Origin of the sequence: Streptomyces cavernae (genome assembly GCF_004023625.1) — a bacterium.
Lineage (GTDB): Bacteria > Actinomycetota > Actinomycetes > Streptomycetales > Streptomycetaceae > Streptomyces > Streptomyces cavernae.
Map to the genome: position 1 here is coordinate 161,152 of NZ_RPDJ01000006.1, position 16,999 is coordinate 178,150.

Annotated in this window: 15 protein-coding genes and 1 tRNA gene; 12 read left to right on the forward strand and 4 right to left on the reverse strand. The window is 69.8% G+C overall.

The features are described from left to right. The 8 genes from EF387_RS17235 to EF387_RS17270 all read left to right on the forward strand — a co-directional run bounded on the left by EF387_RS17235 (window position 1) and on the right by EF387_RS17270 (window position 7,928). Window positions 1-2,100, forward strand: a complete 2,100-nt coding sequence (locus tag EF387_RS17235; RefSeq protein WP_155589768.1) for a hypothetical protein — start codon at window positions 1-3, stop codon at window positions 2,098-2,100. A 244-nt stretch (window positions 2,101-2,344) separates the two neighbouring features. Next, the gene (locus EF387_RS17240; RefSeq protein ID WP_128377443.1) at window positions 2,345-2,653 is read left to right on the forward strand and encodes a hypothetical protein; all 309 of its coding nucleotides are present in this window, start codon (window positions 2,345-2,347) and stop codon (window positions 2,651-2,653) included. Window positions 2,654-2,743: 90 nt separating this feature from the next. Then, window positions 2,744-3,475 carry a class I SAM-dependent methyltransferase gene (locus EF387_RS17245; protein ID WP_128377444.1) on the forward strand — a complete coding sequence of 244 codons (732 nt, stop codon included), beginning with the start codon at window positions 2,744-2,746 and terminating at the stop codon, window positions 3,473-3,475. Next, window positions 3,472-4,398 (forward strand): bifunctional DNA primase/polymerase, encoded by a 927-nt coding sequence (locus tag EF387_RS17250; RefSeq protein ID WP_238431562.1) that lies wholly within the window; start codon window positions 3,472-3,474, stop codon window positions 4,396-4,398. Before EF387_RS17245 ends, EF387_RS17250 begins: the two co-directional genes overlap by 4 nt. After that, window positions 4,395-4,751 (forward strand): hypothetical protein, encoded by a 357-nt coding sequence (locus tag EF387_RS48380; RefSeq protein ID WP_238431563.1) that lies wholly within the window; start codon window positions 4,395-4,397, stop codon window positions 4,749-4,751. The genes EF387_RS17250 and EF387_RS48380 overlap by 4 nt, the downstream gene beginning before the upstream one ends. Beyond that, window positions 4,748-6,163 carry a DNA primase family protein gene (locus tag EF387_RS17260; protein ID WP_238431564.1) on the forward strand — a complete coding sequence of 472 codons (1,416 nt, stop codon included), beginning with the start codon at window positions 4,748-4,750 and terminating at the stop codon, window positions 6,161-6,163. Before EF387_RS48380 ends, EF387_RS17260 begins: the two co-directional genes overlap by 4 nt. 107 nt (window positions 6,164-6,270) lie before the next feature. Next, the gene (locus EF387_RS17265) at window positions 6,271-6,459 is read left to right on the forward strand and encodes a helix-turn-helix transcriptional regulator (RefSeq protein WP_128377445.1); all 189 of its coding nucleotides are present in this window, start codon (window positions 6,271-6,273) and stop codon (window positions 6,457-6,459) included. Between the two features lie 62 nt (window positions 6,460-6,521). Further along, complete coding sequence (locus EF387_RS17270; protein ID WP_128377446.1) at window positions 6,522-7,928, forward strand: tyrosine-type recombinase/integrase; 1,407 nt, start codon at window positions 6,522-6,524, stop codon at window positions 7,926-7,928. A gap of 147 nt (window positions 7,929-8,075) precedes the next feature. On the opposite strand, the gene EF387_RS17275 is transcribed toward EF387_RS17270, so the two are convergent. Together EF387_RS17275 and EF387_RS17280 are read right to left on the reverse strand one after the other, a co-directional pair. Continuing rightward, a tRNA-Ser gene (locus EF387_RS17275) sits at window positions 8,076-8,160 on the reverse strand. A 204-nt stretch (window positions 8,161-8,364) separates the two neighbouring features. After that, window positions 8,365-9,837, reverse strand: coding sequence for a S1C family serine protease (locus EF387_RS17280; protein ID WP_128377447.1), 1,473 nt, complete (start codon window positions 9,835-9,837; stop codon window positions 8,365-8,367). A gap of 308 nt (window positions 9,838-10,145) precedes the next feature. Between EF387_RS17280 and EF387_RS17290 the strand changes: the two genes are divergently transcribed. The 3 genes from EF387_RS17290 to EF387_RS17300 all read left to right on the forward strand — a co-directional run bounded on the left by EF387_RS17290 (window position 10,146) and on the right by EF387_RS17300 (window position 12,877). Next, window positions 10,146-10,955 (forward strand): glycerophosphodiester phosphodiesterase, encoded by an 810-nt coding sequence (locus EF387_RS17290; RefSeq protein WP_128377448.1) that lies wholly within the window; start codon window positions 10,146-10,148, stop codon window positions 10,953-10,955. Between the two features lie 97 nt (window positions 10,956-11,052). After that, complete coding sequence (locus tag EF387_RS17295; RefSeq protein WP_128377449.1) at window positions 11,053-11,682, forward strand: ATP-binding protein; 630 nt, start codon at window positions 11,053-11,055, stop codon at window positions 11,680-11,682. A 232-nt stretch (window positions 11,683-11,914) separates the two neighbouring features. Beyond that, on the forward strand, window positions 11,915-12,877 hold the full coding sequence (locus tag EF387_RS17300) for a DUF5926 family protein (protein ID WP_128377450.1): 963 nt from the start codon (window positions 11,915-11,917) through the stop codon (window positions 12,875-12,877). 573 nt (window positions 12,878-13,450) lie between these two features. Here the strand turns inward: EF387_RS17300 and EF387_RS17305 are convergent. Together EF387_RS17305 and EF387_RS17310 are read right to left on the reverse strand one after the other, a co-directional pair. Then, the gene (locus tag EF387_RS17305; RefSeq protein ID WP_128377451.1) at window positions 13,451-14,170 is read right to left on the reverse strand and encodes a hypothetical protein; all 720 of its coding nucleotides are present in this window, start codon (window positions 14,168-14,170) and stop codon (window positions 13,451-13,453) included. A 56-nt stretch (window positions 14,171-14,226) separates the two neighbouring features. Continuing rightward, on the reverse strand, window positions 14,227-14,901 hold the full coding sequence (locus tag EF387_RS17310) for a bifunctional DNA primase/polymerase (RefSeq protein ID WP_128377452.1): 675 nt from the start codon (window positions 14,899-14,901) through the stop codon (window positions 14,227-14,229). Window positions 14,902-15,369: 468 nt separating this feature from the next. Here EF387_RS17310 and EF387_RS17315 point away from each other — a divergent pair, with 468 nt between their 5' ends. After that, the gene (locus tag EF387_RS17315; RefSeq protein ID WP_128377453.1) at window positions 15,370-16,890 is read left to right on the forward strand and encodes a PP2C family protein-serine/threonine phosphatase; all 1,521 of its coding nucleotides are present in this window, start codon (window positions 15,370-15,372) and stop codon (window positions 16,888-16,890) included. The last annotated feature ends 109 nt before the right edge of the window (window positions 16,891-16,999 follow it).

Consider the following 16,999-nt stretch of genomic DNA (forward strand, 5'->3'; position numbering starts at 1 on the left):
ATGAGCAGCACCGCCACCGCCAACAAGAACGCGAGCAGTGGCCCGGTGCTGGACTGGGCTGCCGGTCACGGACCCGTGACCGGCGCCCTGTCCGCCACCACCGGAGCCTTCGCCGTCGCCACCACCGGCGCCGCCACCGCCATGCCCCCCGGCTGGGCCCTCGCCGTCGGCGCCGCCGGCGCCATCGGCCACACCGTGGTCGGCCTGCGGGTACGCAACGCCGGCCGCACCCTCGCCACCAAGGCCGCGTCCTGGCTCGTCGGCGCCGGCTGGACCACCTGGGCCATGACCCACGGCCCGCTCACCTGGGCCGCCCTCGGCTCGCTCGCCACGATCGGTGTCGGCATCGGCGCCGCCACACGATCCAGCGCGCTGTATGAGGAAGCGCGGGAAGAGGAGGCCATCGCGGCTGAACAGCGGGCCATTGCCGCGGAGTTGTCCGCGGAGCGTCGTGCGATCGCCGCGGAATGGGTCGACCGCATTCAGCGCGTCTGCTCGATCACCGTGCGCGTGCTGGGAGTTGAGATGTGGGAGACCGGCGCCGGGTTCTCCATCGACGCCGAACTCCCGCCCGGCGGCGCCACCTGGAACAAGATTGCAGCCGAGTCCCCGAGGCTGTCCGCGGACGCCCGGTTGCCGCACGGCTGTACGGCCACTGCCTCCCCCGGCATCCACCAGGGGCGGGTCATCATCGACGTGACCACGGTCAACGTCCTGGAAGAAGAGCGCACCTACCCCGCCGACTACGGGCCGCTTTCCGTGCACACCGGCATCCCGTGGGGCTACCGCACCAACGCCGAACAGATCCTCGCCTACCTGCGTGAACAGTGCGCACTGATCGTCGGCCCGACCGGATCGGGCAAGACGAACATGGTGCACGCGATCCTCGCCGGGTTCGCCCGCGCCGAGGACATCCTCACGTGGGTGATCGACCTGAATGCCGGATCGGCTGGCCTGCCCTGGGTGCTGCCCGCCCTGAACGGGGAGATCACACGGGAGGACGGCAAGCCTGTGCGGCCCGGCGTCGACTGGCTCGCCGGCACCTACGACGAAGCCCTGACCATGCTCGATGCGGCCGTGCGCGTGGCCAAGCAGCGCAAGATGGGCTACCAGGACCTTCTGTCCAAGGCCAACACGGATCTGCTGCCGGTCAGCGCCAAGATTCCTCAGATCATGCTCGTCATTGACGAGGGCGCGGAGATCCTGGCCAGCCCGGACCGGCAGATCCGCAAACTCGGGGAAAAGATCCTGGAAGTGATCCGGATCGCCCGCGCCATGGGCGTGCGCACCGTCATCACCGCGCTCGGAGCCACCGGCGCTGTGCTGAACAACCTGATGATCCGCCGGGAAGCCAAGGTTCGCGTCGCCCTCACCGGCGGTGAGACCGAGGGCATGGACCTGTCCAAGATGTTCCCAGGCTCCCGCGGCCTGCGGGTGGACCAGGCCCCGCACAAGGGAGCCGGGTTCATGGGGACCCCAGAGTCGCCGGCCGCGTTGTTCAAGGCGTGGCGGATCCTCCCGAACCAAATTCGGGAGATCACCGCCGCCACATCCGACCGGCACCCCCGGCTCGATGACATCTCCGCCAAGGCCGCCGGGCCCGCCTACGCGCGGCGCTGGGATGCCGACCGCACCGCATGGATGCGCGACCAGGTCGCGGCGGACGGCGCCGACGACGCGTCACCCACCATGCCGGGGGCGCTGCGTCTGTCCGCGCTGAGCGAGCAGCCGGAGTCAGCGGAGGATGCGTTGGCGCGCCGGTTCCGTGAGGAGATCGACGCGCAGTTCGCCACCGCGCCCGACCCCCGCACCCCCGAGCAGGGCGACGGGCCGGGCCGGCCGGCAGGGCTGAACCTGTCGGCGCTGCGGGGTGAGCAGGACAGCCCCGCGCAACAGGCCGCGCTCGCCGCGCTGATCGCCGCCGGGCCCCAGGGCACCGGAGCCTCCGCGATCGCCCGCGCGCTCGCGGACCAGTACGGAACGACCCGTCAGACGGTCGTCGGCTGGCTGAAAACGTGGATGCAAGACGGCACCGCCGTCCGCGTCGGGGAGGGCACCAAAGCCCGCTACATCCATCGCTCGCACGCGTCCGGCGACTGATCGCTTGTCGCTTGTCGTCCTCGCTTCACCACATGTCGCCTGTCGGGGCCACGAGTCCCGGAAACGGCTTGTGACCTGGGAGGCGACAAGCGACAAGACAAGACAAGCGACAAGCCAGACGACAAGCCGCACGACAAGAGAGACGACAAGCCGCACGACAAGCACAGCGTCCATCACGCACTCATCCGCACGGGCCCGCGCCACCTTCGGCGCGGGCCCGTGGCTCACCCCGAGGGAGCCTGAAATGAGCCAGCACACCCCGCCCGACCAGATGGCCCCGCACATCCCCGCCGACGTCTTCCAGCGCGCTCAGGCGACCGGGCAGCCGGTCGTGTTCGTCGCCAACGACACCCCGCCCGGCATCCCGTGGCGGCGCATCGTCCTCCCCTTCGCGATCGCCGGGGCCGTGGTCGCCGGCGGCTGGGGACTGGCCGCCGCCCTGTGCTGGCTGCTCGACGTCGCCGCCCACACCGCCACCGTCATCGCTGGCGCCGCCGGACCCATCGGCATCGGCGGAATCACCCTCAAACTCGCCCGTTCCAAGAACACCTAGCTACGCCAAGGGCGGCCCCCCTCATCTCGCCAAAGATCACGGGGCCGCCCTTGTCAGCCAGCATCCATCTAGGAACTGGAGACATCCAGAATGACCCATCGACCCGACATCGGGCGACTGCTCGCCCTGCTCGAACCCGTCCGTGTGCTCGATGCGTTCTCGTGCATCGGCGGCGCCGCCAAGGGCTACCGGCGCGCGTTCGTCAACTGCCACATCACCGGCGTCGACATCCAGGAGCAGCCGGACTACTACGGTGACGCCTTCCAGCAGGGCGACGCGATCGAGTTCATCCGCGCCCACGGCCACGAATTCGACTTCATCCACGCCTCACCGCCCTGCCAGGGCGAGGGTGCGCCCACCAAGGGCACGAACGCGGCTCGCAACGCGGCGATCGGCCGCGCCTACCCCCGACTCATTGCCCCGACCCGCGCCGCGCTGGAGGCAACGGGCCGGCCGTACGTGATCAAGAACGTGCCCGGCTCCGAAGTCCGCAAGGACATCCGCCTGTGCGGGGAACAGTTCGGACTCGCGGTACTCATGCACCGCTACTTCGAACTCGGAGGCTGGACCACCCGGCAGCCCGCCCATCCCAAACACCGCGGCTACGTGCGCGGCTACCGGCACGGCGAGTACCGGGAAGGCCCGTACGTGGCCGCGTACGGGAAGGGTGGAGGCAAGGCCACCGTGGAGGAGATCCGCGCCGCGAAGCAGATCGACTGGTCCACCGATCACCTCCGTCTGCGGGAGGCCCTGTCCCCCGCCTACACGGAGTGGATCGGCCGCGCGTTCCTCGCCTCCCGCACGCTGGGGGTGGCTGCGTGAGCGGCATCCTGACCGCCGATCTGGCCTGCCTGCCCCTGCTCGCCACCGCACTGACCGCGGCCGAACGCGGTTGGCCCGTCATTCCCCTGCACCCTCGGGCCAAGCGGCCCGCCGGACACCCCGAACGGGCCTGCCCCGGCACCGGACGCTGCGCGAACGGCCACCGCAAACCCGAACAGCGCGCCACCACCGACCCCGCGCTCATCCACGCCACCTGGGCGACCCGCCCGTACAACGTCGGCATCGCCACCGGCCCGGCCGGACTGCTCGTCATCGACCTGGACGTCCTCAAGCCTGAAGAGCCGAAAGGAGCGCCTGACGGCGCGACTTCCCTTGCGGCGCTCTGCGAGCGCACCGGCCACACCGTCCCGCGTACATACCGGGTGCGGACCGCGCGCGGCGGAGAGCACCTGTACTTCACCGCCCCCGCCGGAGTGCGGCTGAAGAACAGCGCCAACCGCCTCGGGCCGCACATCGACACCCGAGCGTGGGGCGGCTACGTCGTCGCCCCCGGCAGCACCACCCCAGACGGGGTGTACGAGATCACCGACAACGCCCCCGTGACACCGCTGCCAGCATGGCTGGCCGCACTGCTCACCGAGCAGCACAAGCCCCCGGCCGCCGTCGACCTGGCCCCGGTACGGGACGGCACCCGCGCCGCACAAACCGCGCTGGACCGTGAGTGCGCGGTCATCCGCGCGGCGACCCAGGGCGGGCCGGACGGCCGCAACAACACGCTCCACAAGAGCGCGTGCAAGATTGCCCGGTTCGTCGCATGGGGCCACCTCCCCCGGCACGTGGCCGAGCAGGCAATCCAGGGGGCAGGGGAGGCCACCGGACTGCCGCCGGCCGAATGCCGCACCACCATCCGCAGCGCCATGGACTGGATCATCGCCCATGCCACACCGCGGGAGGCCGCATGACCGGCGCCAACTCCCCCCACCTGGACTGCCCAACCCCTGCCGCCACCGGGGCGCACGCCGCTCCACAGCCTGTGGACACCACGGCCGTAGGCGAGCCGAAGGTCGCCGCCCGCAAGGGCGTCCGAACTGCACTTCGCTCTGACCGACGCCGTGACGACGGCCGCTACCCCATTGGGTGGCTGCACATCGTCGCGCCCCGAGGCGCCGTGCCTACCGCCACCTCGCGGTGCGCGTGCGGCCGGGACCGCAGCGCCATCGGCCACGCCCGTGTACTCGCCCTGATCACCGACCACGAAGCCCACCGCGACACCTGCCCGCTCCGCACCCCCGAGGAAGGGAGGGATGCCGCGTGACCGACCAACCCGCCCCCGAGACCGAGGAACTCCCCGCGCCGTCCAACCCCCTGGCCGTCGCCCGCCATCTGCTGCCCGACTGGCAGACCGAGGACGGACAGCTCATGTGCCGGCGCTGGCGCGGTTCGTGGATGCGTTGGAACGGCACCTGCTGGCGCGAGATGGACGAAGCGCAGGTGCGCGCCGCGATGTACGAGCGTCTTGAGCACGCCGTCTACCGGGCGCCCGCCAAGGATGGTGAGACCGAGGAACGCGACTGGGCCCCGACGAAGCAGAAGATCAGCAACCTTCTGGACGCGTTGGGCGCCATCACGCTCCTGCCCACCGACACCGACGCACCCGCGTGGCTCGACGGCGACGGCGAGCAGGACGACGGGCCGATCGTGGCCTGTGAGAACGGCCTGCTCAGGATCCGCGACCGCGCACTGCTGCCACACACGCCCGGCTTCTTCAACTTCGTCTCCGTCCCCTTCGCCTACGACCCCACCGCAACCGCCCCGACGTGGGAACGGTTCCTGACGCAGATCTGGCCCGACGACGCCGACGCCATCCGCGCAGTACAGGAATGGTTCGGCTACGTCCTCTCCGGCCGCACCGACCAACAGAAGATCCTGCTCATGGTCGGCCCGACCCGTTCCGGCAAAGGCACCATCGCCCGCGTACTGAAAGCGCTGGTCGGCAAAGAGAACCTCGCCGGGCCCACACTCGCCGGACTCGGCACCAACTTCGGACTGGCCACCCTCGTCGGCAAACCCCTCGCGGTCATCTCCGACGCCCGGCTGTCCGGCAACGACAACAGTCAGATCGTCGAACGACTGCTGACCATCTCGGGTGAGGACACCATCGACGTCGACCGCAAGTACCGCGAGCAGTGGACCGGCAAGCTGCCCACCCGGCTGGTGATCCTGTCCAACGAACTGCCGCACTTCGGCGACTCATCCGGCGTCATCGCCAACCGATTCGTCCTGCTCACCATGCGCACGTCGTGGCTGGGCAAGGAAGATCCCACCCTCACCGACCGGCTCACCGCCGAAATGCCCGGCATCCTCAACTGGGCACTTGAGGGACTCGCCCGTCTCCAGCAGAAGGGCCGGATCACGGAGCCGGCGTCCAGCCGTGAGGCAGTCACCACCATGCGGGACACCGCATCCCCCACCAGCGCATTCGTCCGCGAACGCTGCATGACCGGCCCAACGTGCAGCGTGCCCGTGGACAGTCTGTGGGCCGTCTGGCGCGAGTGGGCCGAGGACAACGGCGTCCGCGCTGGCACGAAACAGATCTTCGGCCGCAATCTCCTATCCGTCATCCCCCAGCTCAACCGCACACGGCCCCGGGACGCGTACGGCCGACAGGTGGCCACCTACAACGGGATCACCCTCAAACCGTCGGATCCACATCCGCCTGAGTCGTGACTCATCGCGTCTCACGACCCAGCAAACCCGCTCTGAGTCGCGATGAGTCACGACTCAGAGCAATGTCCCTCCAACTCAGCTCAGGCCCGAGACAAGGAGTCGCAACCGTGGCCCGCGCCCAGATGCTCAAGCTCCCCGAAGTGCTCGACGAGATCGGCATGAGTCGCGCCGCCTTCTACCGCATGCGCGCCCGTGGCCAGGCCCCCCGAATCCGCAAGCTTCCGAACGGCCAGGTCCGAATCAGCAGGAGGGACCTGGACGCCTGGTGGGAGCGCTGCGAGCAGAACGCCGCCTAGCTCCAGCCGCACCTATCGCGGGGTCCGCCAACACGGCGGGCCCCGCCCTCTTTGGGAGTCACATGCTCACGTACGACGTCGACATTTGGTCCATCCGCAAGCGAGCAGGACGCCAAAAGCCCTATGAGCTGCGTTGGCGCGTCGGCTCTCGCCCACACTCGAAAAGCTTCAAGCTCAAACCGCAAGCAGACGGCCGCCGCTCGGAACTCATGGCTGCTCTCCGGGACCGCGAGCAATTCGACGAGGACACCGGTCTGCCGGCGCGCGAGTTGGCCGCGCTTACGTCGCCTACCTGGTACGAACATGCCGCTGCATACGCTTTGATGAAGTGGCCGCGTGCAGCGGCCAAGCACCGGGCCGGCATCGCCGAAGCGCTCGCGGTGATCGTGCCGACCCTGGTCACAACGACCCGGGGTGCCCCCGATCCCAAGACGCTGCGAGCAGCGCTGTATCAGTGGGCATTCCGTGCGCTGCCGGGCCCCGACGGGGCGATGGCCGCTCGCCACACGGTGGAGGAACCTCCAGCCGACATCCGCGCCGCTCTGTCCTGGATCTCTGAGTACTCCATGAAGGTTAACGCCCTGGAGAACCCGGCTCTTCTCCGTCCCGCTCTGGAAGCACTCTCGCGCCGAATGGACGGCAAGAAAGCCGCAGAGAACACGGCGCGCAGGAAGCGCATGGTCCTGAGCAACTTCCTCCGATACACCGTGGACGAGAAGGGCCTGCTGTCCGCGAACCCGCTCGCCCGCGTGGACTGGACCCCGCCAGAGACAGACGACGAGATCGACTTCCGGTACGTTCCGGGGCCAACGCTGGCCCAGGCGTTCATCGACGCGGTGCGCGACACCGGACCCCGTGGCGAGCACTTGGCAGCGTTCTTCGGGTGCCTCTACTACGCCGCGATGCGGCCCGCTGAGATTGCCTCGCTCAAGCGCGCGGACTGCACGCTGCCCCCAGACACCGAGGACGCCGCACAAGAGTGGGGCGAACTGCTGCTCGGTGAGAGCCGTCCTGAAGTGGGAGGCGGCTGGACGGACGACGGCGCGTCCTACGAGGCACGCAGCCTCAAGCGTCGGGCCCGCGGGGCGACACGTTCCGTGCCGATTCCGCCCGTCCTCGTACGGATGCTGCGGGACCACATCGCGGTGTACGGCACGGCCCCGGACGGCCGACTGTTCCGCGCAGCCCAAGGCGGCCGGGTCCGTTCCACGGAGTACTGCGATCTTTGGGATGCCGCACGGGCGGCTGTTCTCTCGCCCGAGGACGCCGCGACGCCGCTCGCGGAAGTGCCCTACTCCCTGCGCCATGCAGGGGTGTCCTTATGGATCAAGTCGGGGGTAGACCCCGTGGAAGTGGCCCGCCGCGCCGGCCACAGCATCGCGGTGCTCTTCCGCTTCTACGCCAAGATCCTTCGCGGCGAGCAGTCCCGCTCCAATCAGCTCATCGCGCAGGAACTGAACAAGGGCTGACGGGCCTGCGTCTGGCCCACAGATGGCCCATACGCACTGGTCAAAGGTGGGATACCGGTGAGTCAGGGTGAGACAGGCGGCACACAGAAGGGGTACCCCTTCGGAGAGAGACACCCCTTCTGACCTGCAATACCTCTGACCTGCAAGCGGTGGGTGTGGGATTTGAACCCACGGTGACTTGCGCCACGACGGTTTTCAAGACCGTTCCCTTAGGCCGCTCGGGCAACCCACCCCGCTCCAAGCCGGGGCCCGGAGCGGGCTACAGCCTACCGGGCGTGCGGAGGGGACGGGATCACGTGGCGCACAGTTAGGCCGAGCAGGGCCTCTGACCTGCGGAGACTCTATGTGAGACCCGCACCAGGCGAGGTGCGGCCGGGGGGAGAAGTCGGTGGTCGCCGGGTGGGCCCCTCGTGCTGGGCCCGCCCGGCGTGGCGCCTCAGCTGTCGCCTTCTCGCTCGCCCAGCGTCACCTCTGCCGTGCGGGTCTCACCGTCGCGCGTGTAGGTGAGCTTCACCTTGTCGCCCGGCTGGTGGGTCCAGATCTCGCCGATCAGGGTCGGACCGCTGTCGATCACCCTCTTGTCCAGCTTGGTGATGACGTCGCCCGCCTTGAGGCCCGCCTTGTCGGCCGGGCCGCCCGGTGTGACCGATTCCGCGCCGGCCGCGCCCTGGTCGGTGATCTTCGCTCCGCCGGTGCCCTCCTCCAGCGAGACCGACGCGCCGATCACCGGGTAGACCGGCTTGCCGGTCTTGATGAGCTGCTGGGCGACGTTCTTCGCCTGGTTGATCGGGATCGCGAAGCCCAGGCCGATGGAGCCGGACTGACCGGAGCCGCCGAGACCGCCGCCCGAGGACTGGATCGCGGAGTTGATGCCGATGACGTTGCCGCGCGCGTCGAGGAGCGGGCCGCCGGAGTTGCCGGGGTTGATCGACGCGTCCGTCTGCAGTGCGCTCATGTACGAGGCCTTGCTGCTGGCGCTGCCGTCACTGGAGGCAACGGGGCGGTTCTTCGCGCTGATGATGCCCGTCGTAACCGTGTTCGACAGGCCGAAGGGCGCGCCGATCGCGATGGTCGAGTCGCCGACGGCCACCTGGTCGGAGTTTCCGAGCGGGAGCGGCTTGAGGTTCGCCGGGGCGTTCTTGAGCTTGATGACGGCGACGTCGTAGCCCTGGGCGCGGCCGATGACCTCGGCCTCGTACTTCTTGCCGTTCGAGAAGGTCGCCGACAGCTTCCCGCTGTCGGCGGCCGACGCCACCACGTGGTTGTTCGTAAGGATGTGGCCCTGCTGGTCGTAGACGAACCCGGTGCCGGTTCCGCCCTCGCCGTCGCTGCCCTCGGCCTCGATGGTGACGACGCTGGGCAGCGCCGTGGCGGCGACCCCCGCCACCGTGCCGGCGGCCCGCTTGATGTCGCCGCCGCTCTGGGAGGCGGAGACCGTCGTCGAGCTGACGGCATTGTCATCGCGCTGCGCCGCCCAGTATCCGATGCCACCACCGACACCGCCCGCGACCAGGGCAGCCGCCAGGACGGCGGCGACCAGCCCACCGCGCATCCGGCCGGGCTTCGGACCGGGCTGCGGCTGCTGGTACGGGGCACCCCAGGTCGGTCCCGCACCGCCGCCCGCCGCGTACGCGGGCTGGGCCGGCGGTGGAGGTGGCGGCCAGGCTCCCGTGCCCGCCGGGGAGGAGGCCGACTCGGCACCCTGGCCGTACGCCGCGGTGTCCGAGTGGCCCGCGGAGGTCGAGGCGTACGAAAACCCGTGCTCAGCACCGCCTTCGGGGGGTCCCGGAGGCACCGGCGGAAGGGGAGCGGTGGGGGCACTCCCGGCGGCCTGAGCGGGAGATTCCACCGGCACGGGAGGTGCTGACGGGGCCGGGGTTACCGGAGTGCCCTCGTTCTCGGTGCTCACAGCTCTTCTCCTAGCTCCACGGCGTCCTTCTGGTCGCACTCGGTCTCGCTGTCTCAGGTTCGTTCACGGGCCCGGTTGCGATGTGGCGGTGCGTCTCTTTTTGTATGCCGCAAGCTTTTCCCATGACCCGTCAGGGCACCATAAGCGGCGGCTGTGCGTCCGGCACCTTTCCTTATATGGGATCAGACCGGCTAAACGGACACATCGCCGCCTCTGGGAGAGACCGACGGCAGAGGGTTTCCCGGGAGCGCACTCCCAGGACACCCTCCACGCACGCGCGTACCCCCCTAGGGTGGCACCATGACGCGGTGACCCAAGCACGACAGCACCGGATCCAGGTCATCGCTCACCGTGGAGCCTCAGAGGACGCGCCCGAGCACACTTTGGCCGCGTACAAGAAGGCCATCGAGGACGGCGCGGACGCTCTCGAGTGCGATGTACGGCTGACTGCGGACGGCCATCTGGTCTGTGTCCATGACCGCCGCATCAACCGTACGTCGAACGGGCGCGGCGCGGTCTCCGCCCTGGAGCTCGCCGAACTCGCCGCCCTGGACTTCGGTTCCTGGAAGAACCGCGACGAAGCCCCCGACTGGGAGGAGGAACCAGGGGGCCGCGCCGACACCTCCGTGCTGACGTTGGAGCGGTTGCTGGGACTGGTCGCGGACGCCGGGCGCCGAGTGGAACTGGCGATCGAGACGAAGCACCCCACACGCTGGGCCGGCCAGGTCGAGGAACGACTGCTGATGCTGCTGAAGCGGTTCGGCCTGGACGCCCCGGACAGTGCCGCCGAGTCCCCCGTACGCATCATGAGTTTCTCGGCGCGCTCGCTGCATCGTGTCAGGGCCGCGTCACCGACTCTGCCGACGGTCTATCTGCTCCAGTTCGTGTCACCGCGTTTGCGCGACGGACGACTTCCGGCGGGTGTCCGAATCGCCGGCCCCTCCATCCGGATCGTGCGTAGTAATCCGGCCTACGTCTCGCGCCTGAAGCGGATGGGCCATCAAGTGCACGTGTGGACCGTGAACGAGCCCGAGGACGTCGATCTCTGCGTTGAACTGGGCGTGGACGCCATCATCACCAACCGGCCGCGCGCGGTGCTGCACCAGCTCGGCCGCTGATCCGGACACCCGCCTCGCCGCGAAATCACGGTCGAAATCAGGCCACTCGATTACAGGGAGTGCTCCGGCGCGTTCGATCCGTATTCGACTGTAAAGAGTGCGTCATTGCACGTGCATCCGACGGTTTCCGGTCCAGTCCAAGGGGGCATCCAACCCGTGGCGTGGGGCGAAGGAGGTCTCGGGGGTGGCGTTGGTGGTGGCACAGGAGGTGCCCACGTCGTCGAGCATGGCCGTACCCCATGGCCCTGCGGGCGTGGGGGCAGCAAGACACCGCATGCGTGATCAATTGCGCGTCGGCGGGGTGGCGGAATCGGTCATCGACGATGCCGTACTGATCCTTTCCGAACTGCTCAGCAACGCCTGCCGGCACGGCAGGCCCTTGGGCAACGAGTTGAACGGGGACGGCGACGTCCGCGCCGCGTGGAGCGTCGACACCGGAGGCAGGCTCACGGTGGAAGTGACGGACGGTGGTGGCCCGACCCGCCCGGTTCCATCGACGCCCTCGGTCACCGCACACGGGGGCCGCGGGCTGAACATCATCACGGCGCTGGCCGACGACTGGGGCGTGCGGGACGACGCCCCCGGCGAGGTCACCGTATGGGCCGTGGTCCAGGAGAACGGCCACGTCCACAGCCGCCGCGAGAGCTTCCCCGCGCGGGTGGGGGGCCCAACGTCCTCCTCTATATCGGACCTGAACTTCGGAGACGCCTTCGACGACCTCGAATGAGTCCGCCGCTCCCAGAAGCCTTCGACGACGTTGAATGAGCCCTCCGGTCCCTGAAGGCCTTCGACGACCCGAATGAGTCTGCCGACACCCTCCCCTGACTCCCGGCCGGTCTGCACTTCGTCCACAGCACCTGCCGGGATCCCGGCAGGTTGTCCACAGGTTCCCGTCGGCCCTCGTACGAACGGCTAGGCTCACGCCGTACGAAACGAGCCGTTACCGGGAGACACGCACGATGGCCAAGAAGCGCCCCCAGACGAAGGCCAAGCCACAGCTGCAGAACGGGGAGATCCCGGTCGTCGGCGCCCGTGAGCCCTGCCCCTGCGGCAGTGGCCGCCGCTACAAGGCCTGTCACGGCCGGGCAGCCGCGCACGCCGCGACGGAGCTGGTGCAGCGCCCGTTCGAAGGACTGCCCGGCGAGTGCGACTGGGTGGCGCTGCGCGAGCTCGTCCCCGCCGCCACGGTGGAGCTGACCCTCAAGGACGGCCTCCCCGAGGGCGTCCCCTCGGTGACCCTGGCGACGGTGCTGCCCATGGCCTGGCCGGCGCTCCGCCGCGACGACGGCTCCGTCCTGCTCGGCCTGCAGAACGACACCTCCTCCGGAGACATCAGCCGCGACCTGGCCGACAACCTGCAGCGGGCACTGACCGCGGAGCCGGGTTCCCCGGTGCAGGGCCGCCGCGCCCCGGCCGATGCACCGCGGCTGCAGGACGTGCTCGACGCCGAGAGCGCTTTCGAGCCGGTCGTGCACCCGGGCTTCGAGTTCTGGGTACCGGACGCGGAGAACGCCTCCCCGGAGGTGGCCGCGTCCCTGGAGCGAGCCAACGCGGCGGCGATCCCGACAGTGAAGCTCTCCGGCGTGGACGCCGCGTACTGGTGCGAGACGCCGGAGAAGAACCACCTGCGCTGGGTCATGCCCTATCCCGAAGAGCAGCTGCTGGACGCGCTGGCCCGGCTGCACGCGGCCGGCACGTCATCGCTCGGCGAAGGCACCAGGCTGGTCGGCTCCTTCCGGGCGCACGGCCTGACGGTCCCGGTGTGGGACCTGCCGTCCGGGGTGACGGCCGACGACGTGGAGAAGCCGGCCGCCGAGTTCGCCGAGCGGCTCGCCGTGGCGCTCGCCGTCACGGAACCGCTGACCCCGGACGAGCGGCGGGCCCGCGGCGGCCTGACCAACCGGCAGGTCACGCTGAGCTGACCCGGCCGCCAGCCCGGCCGACAGATCTCAGGCAGACAGCCCACGATCGCGCGCCCGGTCGGCCCAGAGCGTCGACGCGGCAGACCCGTGGCCGAGCGCGCGGCGGCCCGAGTCGCAGACGCGGCTGCCCACGGGCCGCCGGCCCGGCCGACCCGGATCGCAGTCAAGACAACCCCAGGTTCGCCCGCTCGGGCCGGCCCACAGCGCAGACACGGCCCGCCCATGGTCGAGCGCGCGGCGGCCCAAGATGACAAACGGGACTGCCCCGTGGCGAGCGTGCGGGCGGCCCGCGATCGCCCGCTCCGGCGGCCCGCGATCGCCCCACAGCCGAGTGCCAAAACCGGTCGGCTGATCGGTCAGGCCGGTCAGGGATCATGGACCAGGTGACTCCTGTCACAACCCCCCGCCGTGACAAGCACATCGGTGTCCGAATAGCCAAGACCGAATTTGCTAACAGCCGATCTCTTGTTACCGTTTCAGTAGCCCGGTTGCTGGTGCATCCCCCGTCGCCAGCAACCGGGTCTTTTCATTTCCCTCACCGGACATCCGGTGATCTTTCACCACTCGGGCACGTCAACCGGCGCTCGGCACCGGTGAGTTGCTCCCGGAGCGCAGCAACAGCGGCCCCCGGCCGCCCGCTCCCGCGAACTCGGCCACGGCCTGGTAGGCACTCGTCGCTCCCACGGTCCGCCACCGCGGTGTCTCGCACACCCCCGGCTCATCGTCCGCCGCCACAGCGCACTGCGTCTGCACGGTTCGGCCGTCGGGTGCCATGAGGCTCAGCGCGGAGCTCAGCCGCTTCCCGCTCGTGTTGCGGTAGTACGTGCGCGCCCAGGTCTCCCGCCCCTGGGTCATCACACAGGTCTGCGCCTCGACACCGCCGGGGGAGACGAGTTCGGGACCGCATCGGGCGGCGGTGGCCAGCCCGATGCCCAGTAGCCGCGCCTCCGGTTCGTACGGGTCGGACACCTCCTCGGCCGGCGCCTCGGAAGGCGCGGCGGAAGCGCCGGAGCCACCGGATGCGCCAGAGTCCTCAGATGCGTCAGAGTCTTCGGATGCGTCGGAGGGACGCGTCAGGGCGGAAAGGCCGGAGAGGTCTGAGGGGCCGGAGGGTGCCTCGGGGAGGTCCCGGAGGAGGTCGCCGGAGGAGGCCTCGGCAGGGTGCGCACCAGCGCGAGCGAGGCGCTCGGACTGATGTACGACGGCGCCGGCCGCCGTCCCGTCACCCACGGGTCCGGCGGACGCGACGGCCAGCGGAAGGGCGACCGTGAGCGCGAGCAGGCGGAGGTTCATAAGCGCGAAGATAACGGCCGTTCACGGGCGCACGGCTCGTCGCGCGCCCGACCTCCCTACAACTCGGGCGCGCTCACACCCGTATGAGTGAGGGCCTCGATCACCGCGTCGACGACGGCTTCCACATCGGGCGTCCAGGGTGCGGCCGAGCCGGGCAGCGGTGCCCGCTCCCACCGGATCTGGCCCCGACCGGTCTCGGAGGGGGGCAGTGCCAGATAACCACCCTCGCCGTGGAAGCGCAGCGACCCGGGCACGAAGTCCTTTGCGTACAGCAGCTCGCCGAGTTGCTCAAGGGAGTACGGGGCCACGAGCAGCGCCCAGCGCTCCGGTGAGGCGACGACCGGGCCGAGGCGCATGCCCACCCGGTCGAGTGCGGCCAGCGCCCGGGAGGCGGCCACGGCGGGCAGGCTGACCGCGCAGGGCGCCTTGCCTCCGGTGGCCAGCACGATGGGGGCCGCGGGGCGGTTGGTCCACCACCAGCGCACCATGCGCTCGTCTGTGGTGGCCGCGAGCAGCCCGGGGTCGAAGGGATGGGCTCCGGGCACCGAGCACGCCGGGTCGGGGCATCCGCACCCGCCGCTCAGCCGCGGGTCCGGTGCCACACCCGGGAGCACGGGCCACTGCCATTCGGTCGCGAACGTCAGGGCCGCCCCGAGCATGTCGGGCCCCCTGTCGCTCCGCTCATTGCGTTTGGACAGGAGCCTGCGTCGCCTTCCGGGGATCTCGCGCATGAGCGCTCGTTCCTTTCCGTTGCACGCCGAGGAACACTGCGGACGACATCACACCATGTAACAATCACTTCACTGTGCGTACCTGTTGGCGCATCACACCCCTGCGCGAGGCAAGGGGAACCCCTATGGGCCGAACGTTGGCTGTATCCGCGTCCATACTGCGCCGGTCAAAAGCATGGGCCTGGCGTGGGGTGGCGGCGCCTGGCGTTTTGCCGTCCCGCGTTTTTCCAACCGCCTCCGCCACGGAGGATGGGGCACGGTCGTCGGTGGTTAAGACGCCCGGGTCCGTTGCCGGGTTCCGGGTTTCCCCACCACCCCGGCCTTCACCGAGTACGTACCCATCACGACCGCTGTGACGCTGTGTCGAACAATGCCAGTCGACCGCAATATGTCGTAACCCGAGGCAGTTTTAGGCCAACTTTGCTTTGTTCTAAGCGCCTCACTGACACCAGGAATCCCAGCAGGACAATGCTGGACATCTCATCACGAGTGCGTGTACATGTGGAGACACTGCTAGCGGCGCAGAATGACATGGGGGTTTGCGATGCTATTGAGCAATACGCACCGGTCAGAGAGCCGGACGCCATGAACGCCCCGCACCCTGCGAAAGTGGCTGGAATCGATTCAACGGTTCCGGCTCCGGCCCACACTGTCGCGCCCGCGCACCCGCCCACGGGTCCTTCTTCCGTCCACTCCCCGACCGCCCCCGGGGCCGTCCTCCAGGACCGGCTGGCCGGCTGGATCTCCGACCTCACGACTCTTCACGACCTGACCGAACGCCTGGTCCGTACGGCATCGCTGTGTGACGCACTCCACGAAGTGCTCGTCGCCGGAGCCGCCCTCGTGGGTGCCCGGCGAGGGCTTCTCGTCCTGGAACCGGCCGACGGTCACGGCCCCGACACCACCGTCGGCCTGGGCCTGCACCGGGCGGATCTCGGCCACATCGAGACGGTGCCACGCAGCGCCATGCCGTACGGCAGACTCCTCGACACCCCTGCCGGACTGCCGGGTGGAGAGAGGGAAATCTCACACCCCGATCTGCTCGCCGAGGACGGGCTGGACCCGCATCACCGGGAGGTGGCCTCCCGGCTCGGCTACGCCGCGAGCTACGCGCTGCCGTTGACCACCCAGGCGGCGGGCCGACTGGGCGCCGCCGTCTGGCTGTACGACGAACCCGCCGAACCGGTCGAGCGTCAACGCCACCTCGTCGGCCTGTACACCCGTTACGCCACCGAACACGTCGGCCGACTGCTGGAGTTGGAGCGCACGCGCGCGTGCATGGCGACGATCTCCGAGGAACTGCTGCCACCACGGCTGCCCCGGGTCCCCGGTGTCCAGCTCGCCGCCCGGCACCGCACCGGGCCGCGCGGCGGCGGCGACTGGTACGACGCGCTGCCGCTGCCCGACGCCGCGCTCGGCCTCGCGGTCGGCTCCGTCACGGGCTCCGGGGCCGGCGCGATCGCCGCCATGGGCCGCATGAGGGCGTCGCTGAGGGCGTACGCCGTGATGGAGGGCGAGGACCCGGTGGCCGTCCTGTCCGATCTCGAACTGCTGCTGCGTCTGACCGAGCCCGCCCGCAGCGCCACCGCCCTGTTCGGCTACTGCGAGCCGGCACTGCGCAAGATCACACTGGCCGGCGCCGGGCACAGTCCGCCGCTGGTGATCGGCGAGCGGCGCACGGAGTACGTGGAGACCTCGCTGTCGGCGCCCCTGGGGATGCTCGCGTGCTGGGAGGCGCCGAGCGTCGAGGTGACCGCCGCGCCGGGCGAGACGGTGCTGCTGTACACCGACGGTCTGCTGCGCCGCACCGGCGACCCCATGGACCGTGCCTTCGCCCGTCTGCACTCCGTGGCGGCCTGCGCCCCCAGAACCGCGCGGGCGGACCCCGACGCGCTCGCCGATCATGTTCTGCGCAATGTGCTTCCGGACGGGTTGGACGAGGCGGACAGCGACGAGGACGTGGTGCTGCTCGCGGCTCGCTTCGAGTAGACGTCCTTCGTGGAGAGGGCCTTCGTGACGGCCTTTGCTGAGGCGACCTTCGTCCAGACGGCCTCTGGAGACCCGAGTGGACGGCCTCCAGGCGTCCGAAGGCGCGCAG

Excerpts from the sequence above, each read along its gene's own strand:
- EF387_RS17235 (WP_155589768.1), top strand. The coding sequence starts at position 1 with ATGAGCAGCACCGCCACCGCCAACAAGAACGCGAGCAGTGGCCCGGTG.
- EF387_RS17240 (WP_128377443.1), top strand. The coding sequence starts at position 2,345 with ATGAGCCAGCACACCCCGCCCGACCAGATGGCCCCGCACATCCCCGCC.
- EF387_RS17245 (WP_128377444.1), top strand. The coding sequence starts at position 2,744 with ATGACCCATCGACCCGACATCGGGCGACTGCTCGCCCTGCTCGAACCC.
- EF387_RS48380 (WP_238431563.1), top strand. The coding sequence starts at position 4,395 with ATGACCGGCGCCAACTCCCCCCACCTGGACTGCCCAACCCCTGCCGCC.
- EF387_RS17270 (WP_128377446.1), top strand. The coding sequence starts at position 6,522 with ATGCTCACGTACGACGTCGACATTTGGTCCATCCGCAAGCGAGCAGGA.
- EF387_RS17300 (WP_128377450.1), top strand. The coding sequence starts at position 11,915 with ATGGCCAAGAAGCGCCCCCAGACGAAGGCCAAGCCACAGCTGCAGAAC.
- EF387_RS17305 (WP_128377451.1), bottom strand. The coding sequence starts at position 14,170 with ATGAACCTCCGCCTGCTCGCGCTCACGGTCGCCCTTCCGCTGGCCGTC.
- EF387_RS17310 (WP_128377452.1), bottom strand. The coding sequence starts at position 14,901 with ATGCGCGAGATCCCCGGAAGGCGACGCAGGCTCCTGTCCAAACGCAAT.
- EF387_RS17315 (WP_128377453.1), top strand. The coding sequence starts at position 15,370 with ATGCTGGACATCTCATCACGAGTGCGTGTACATGTGGAGACACTGCTA.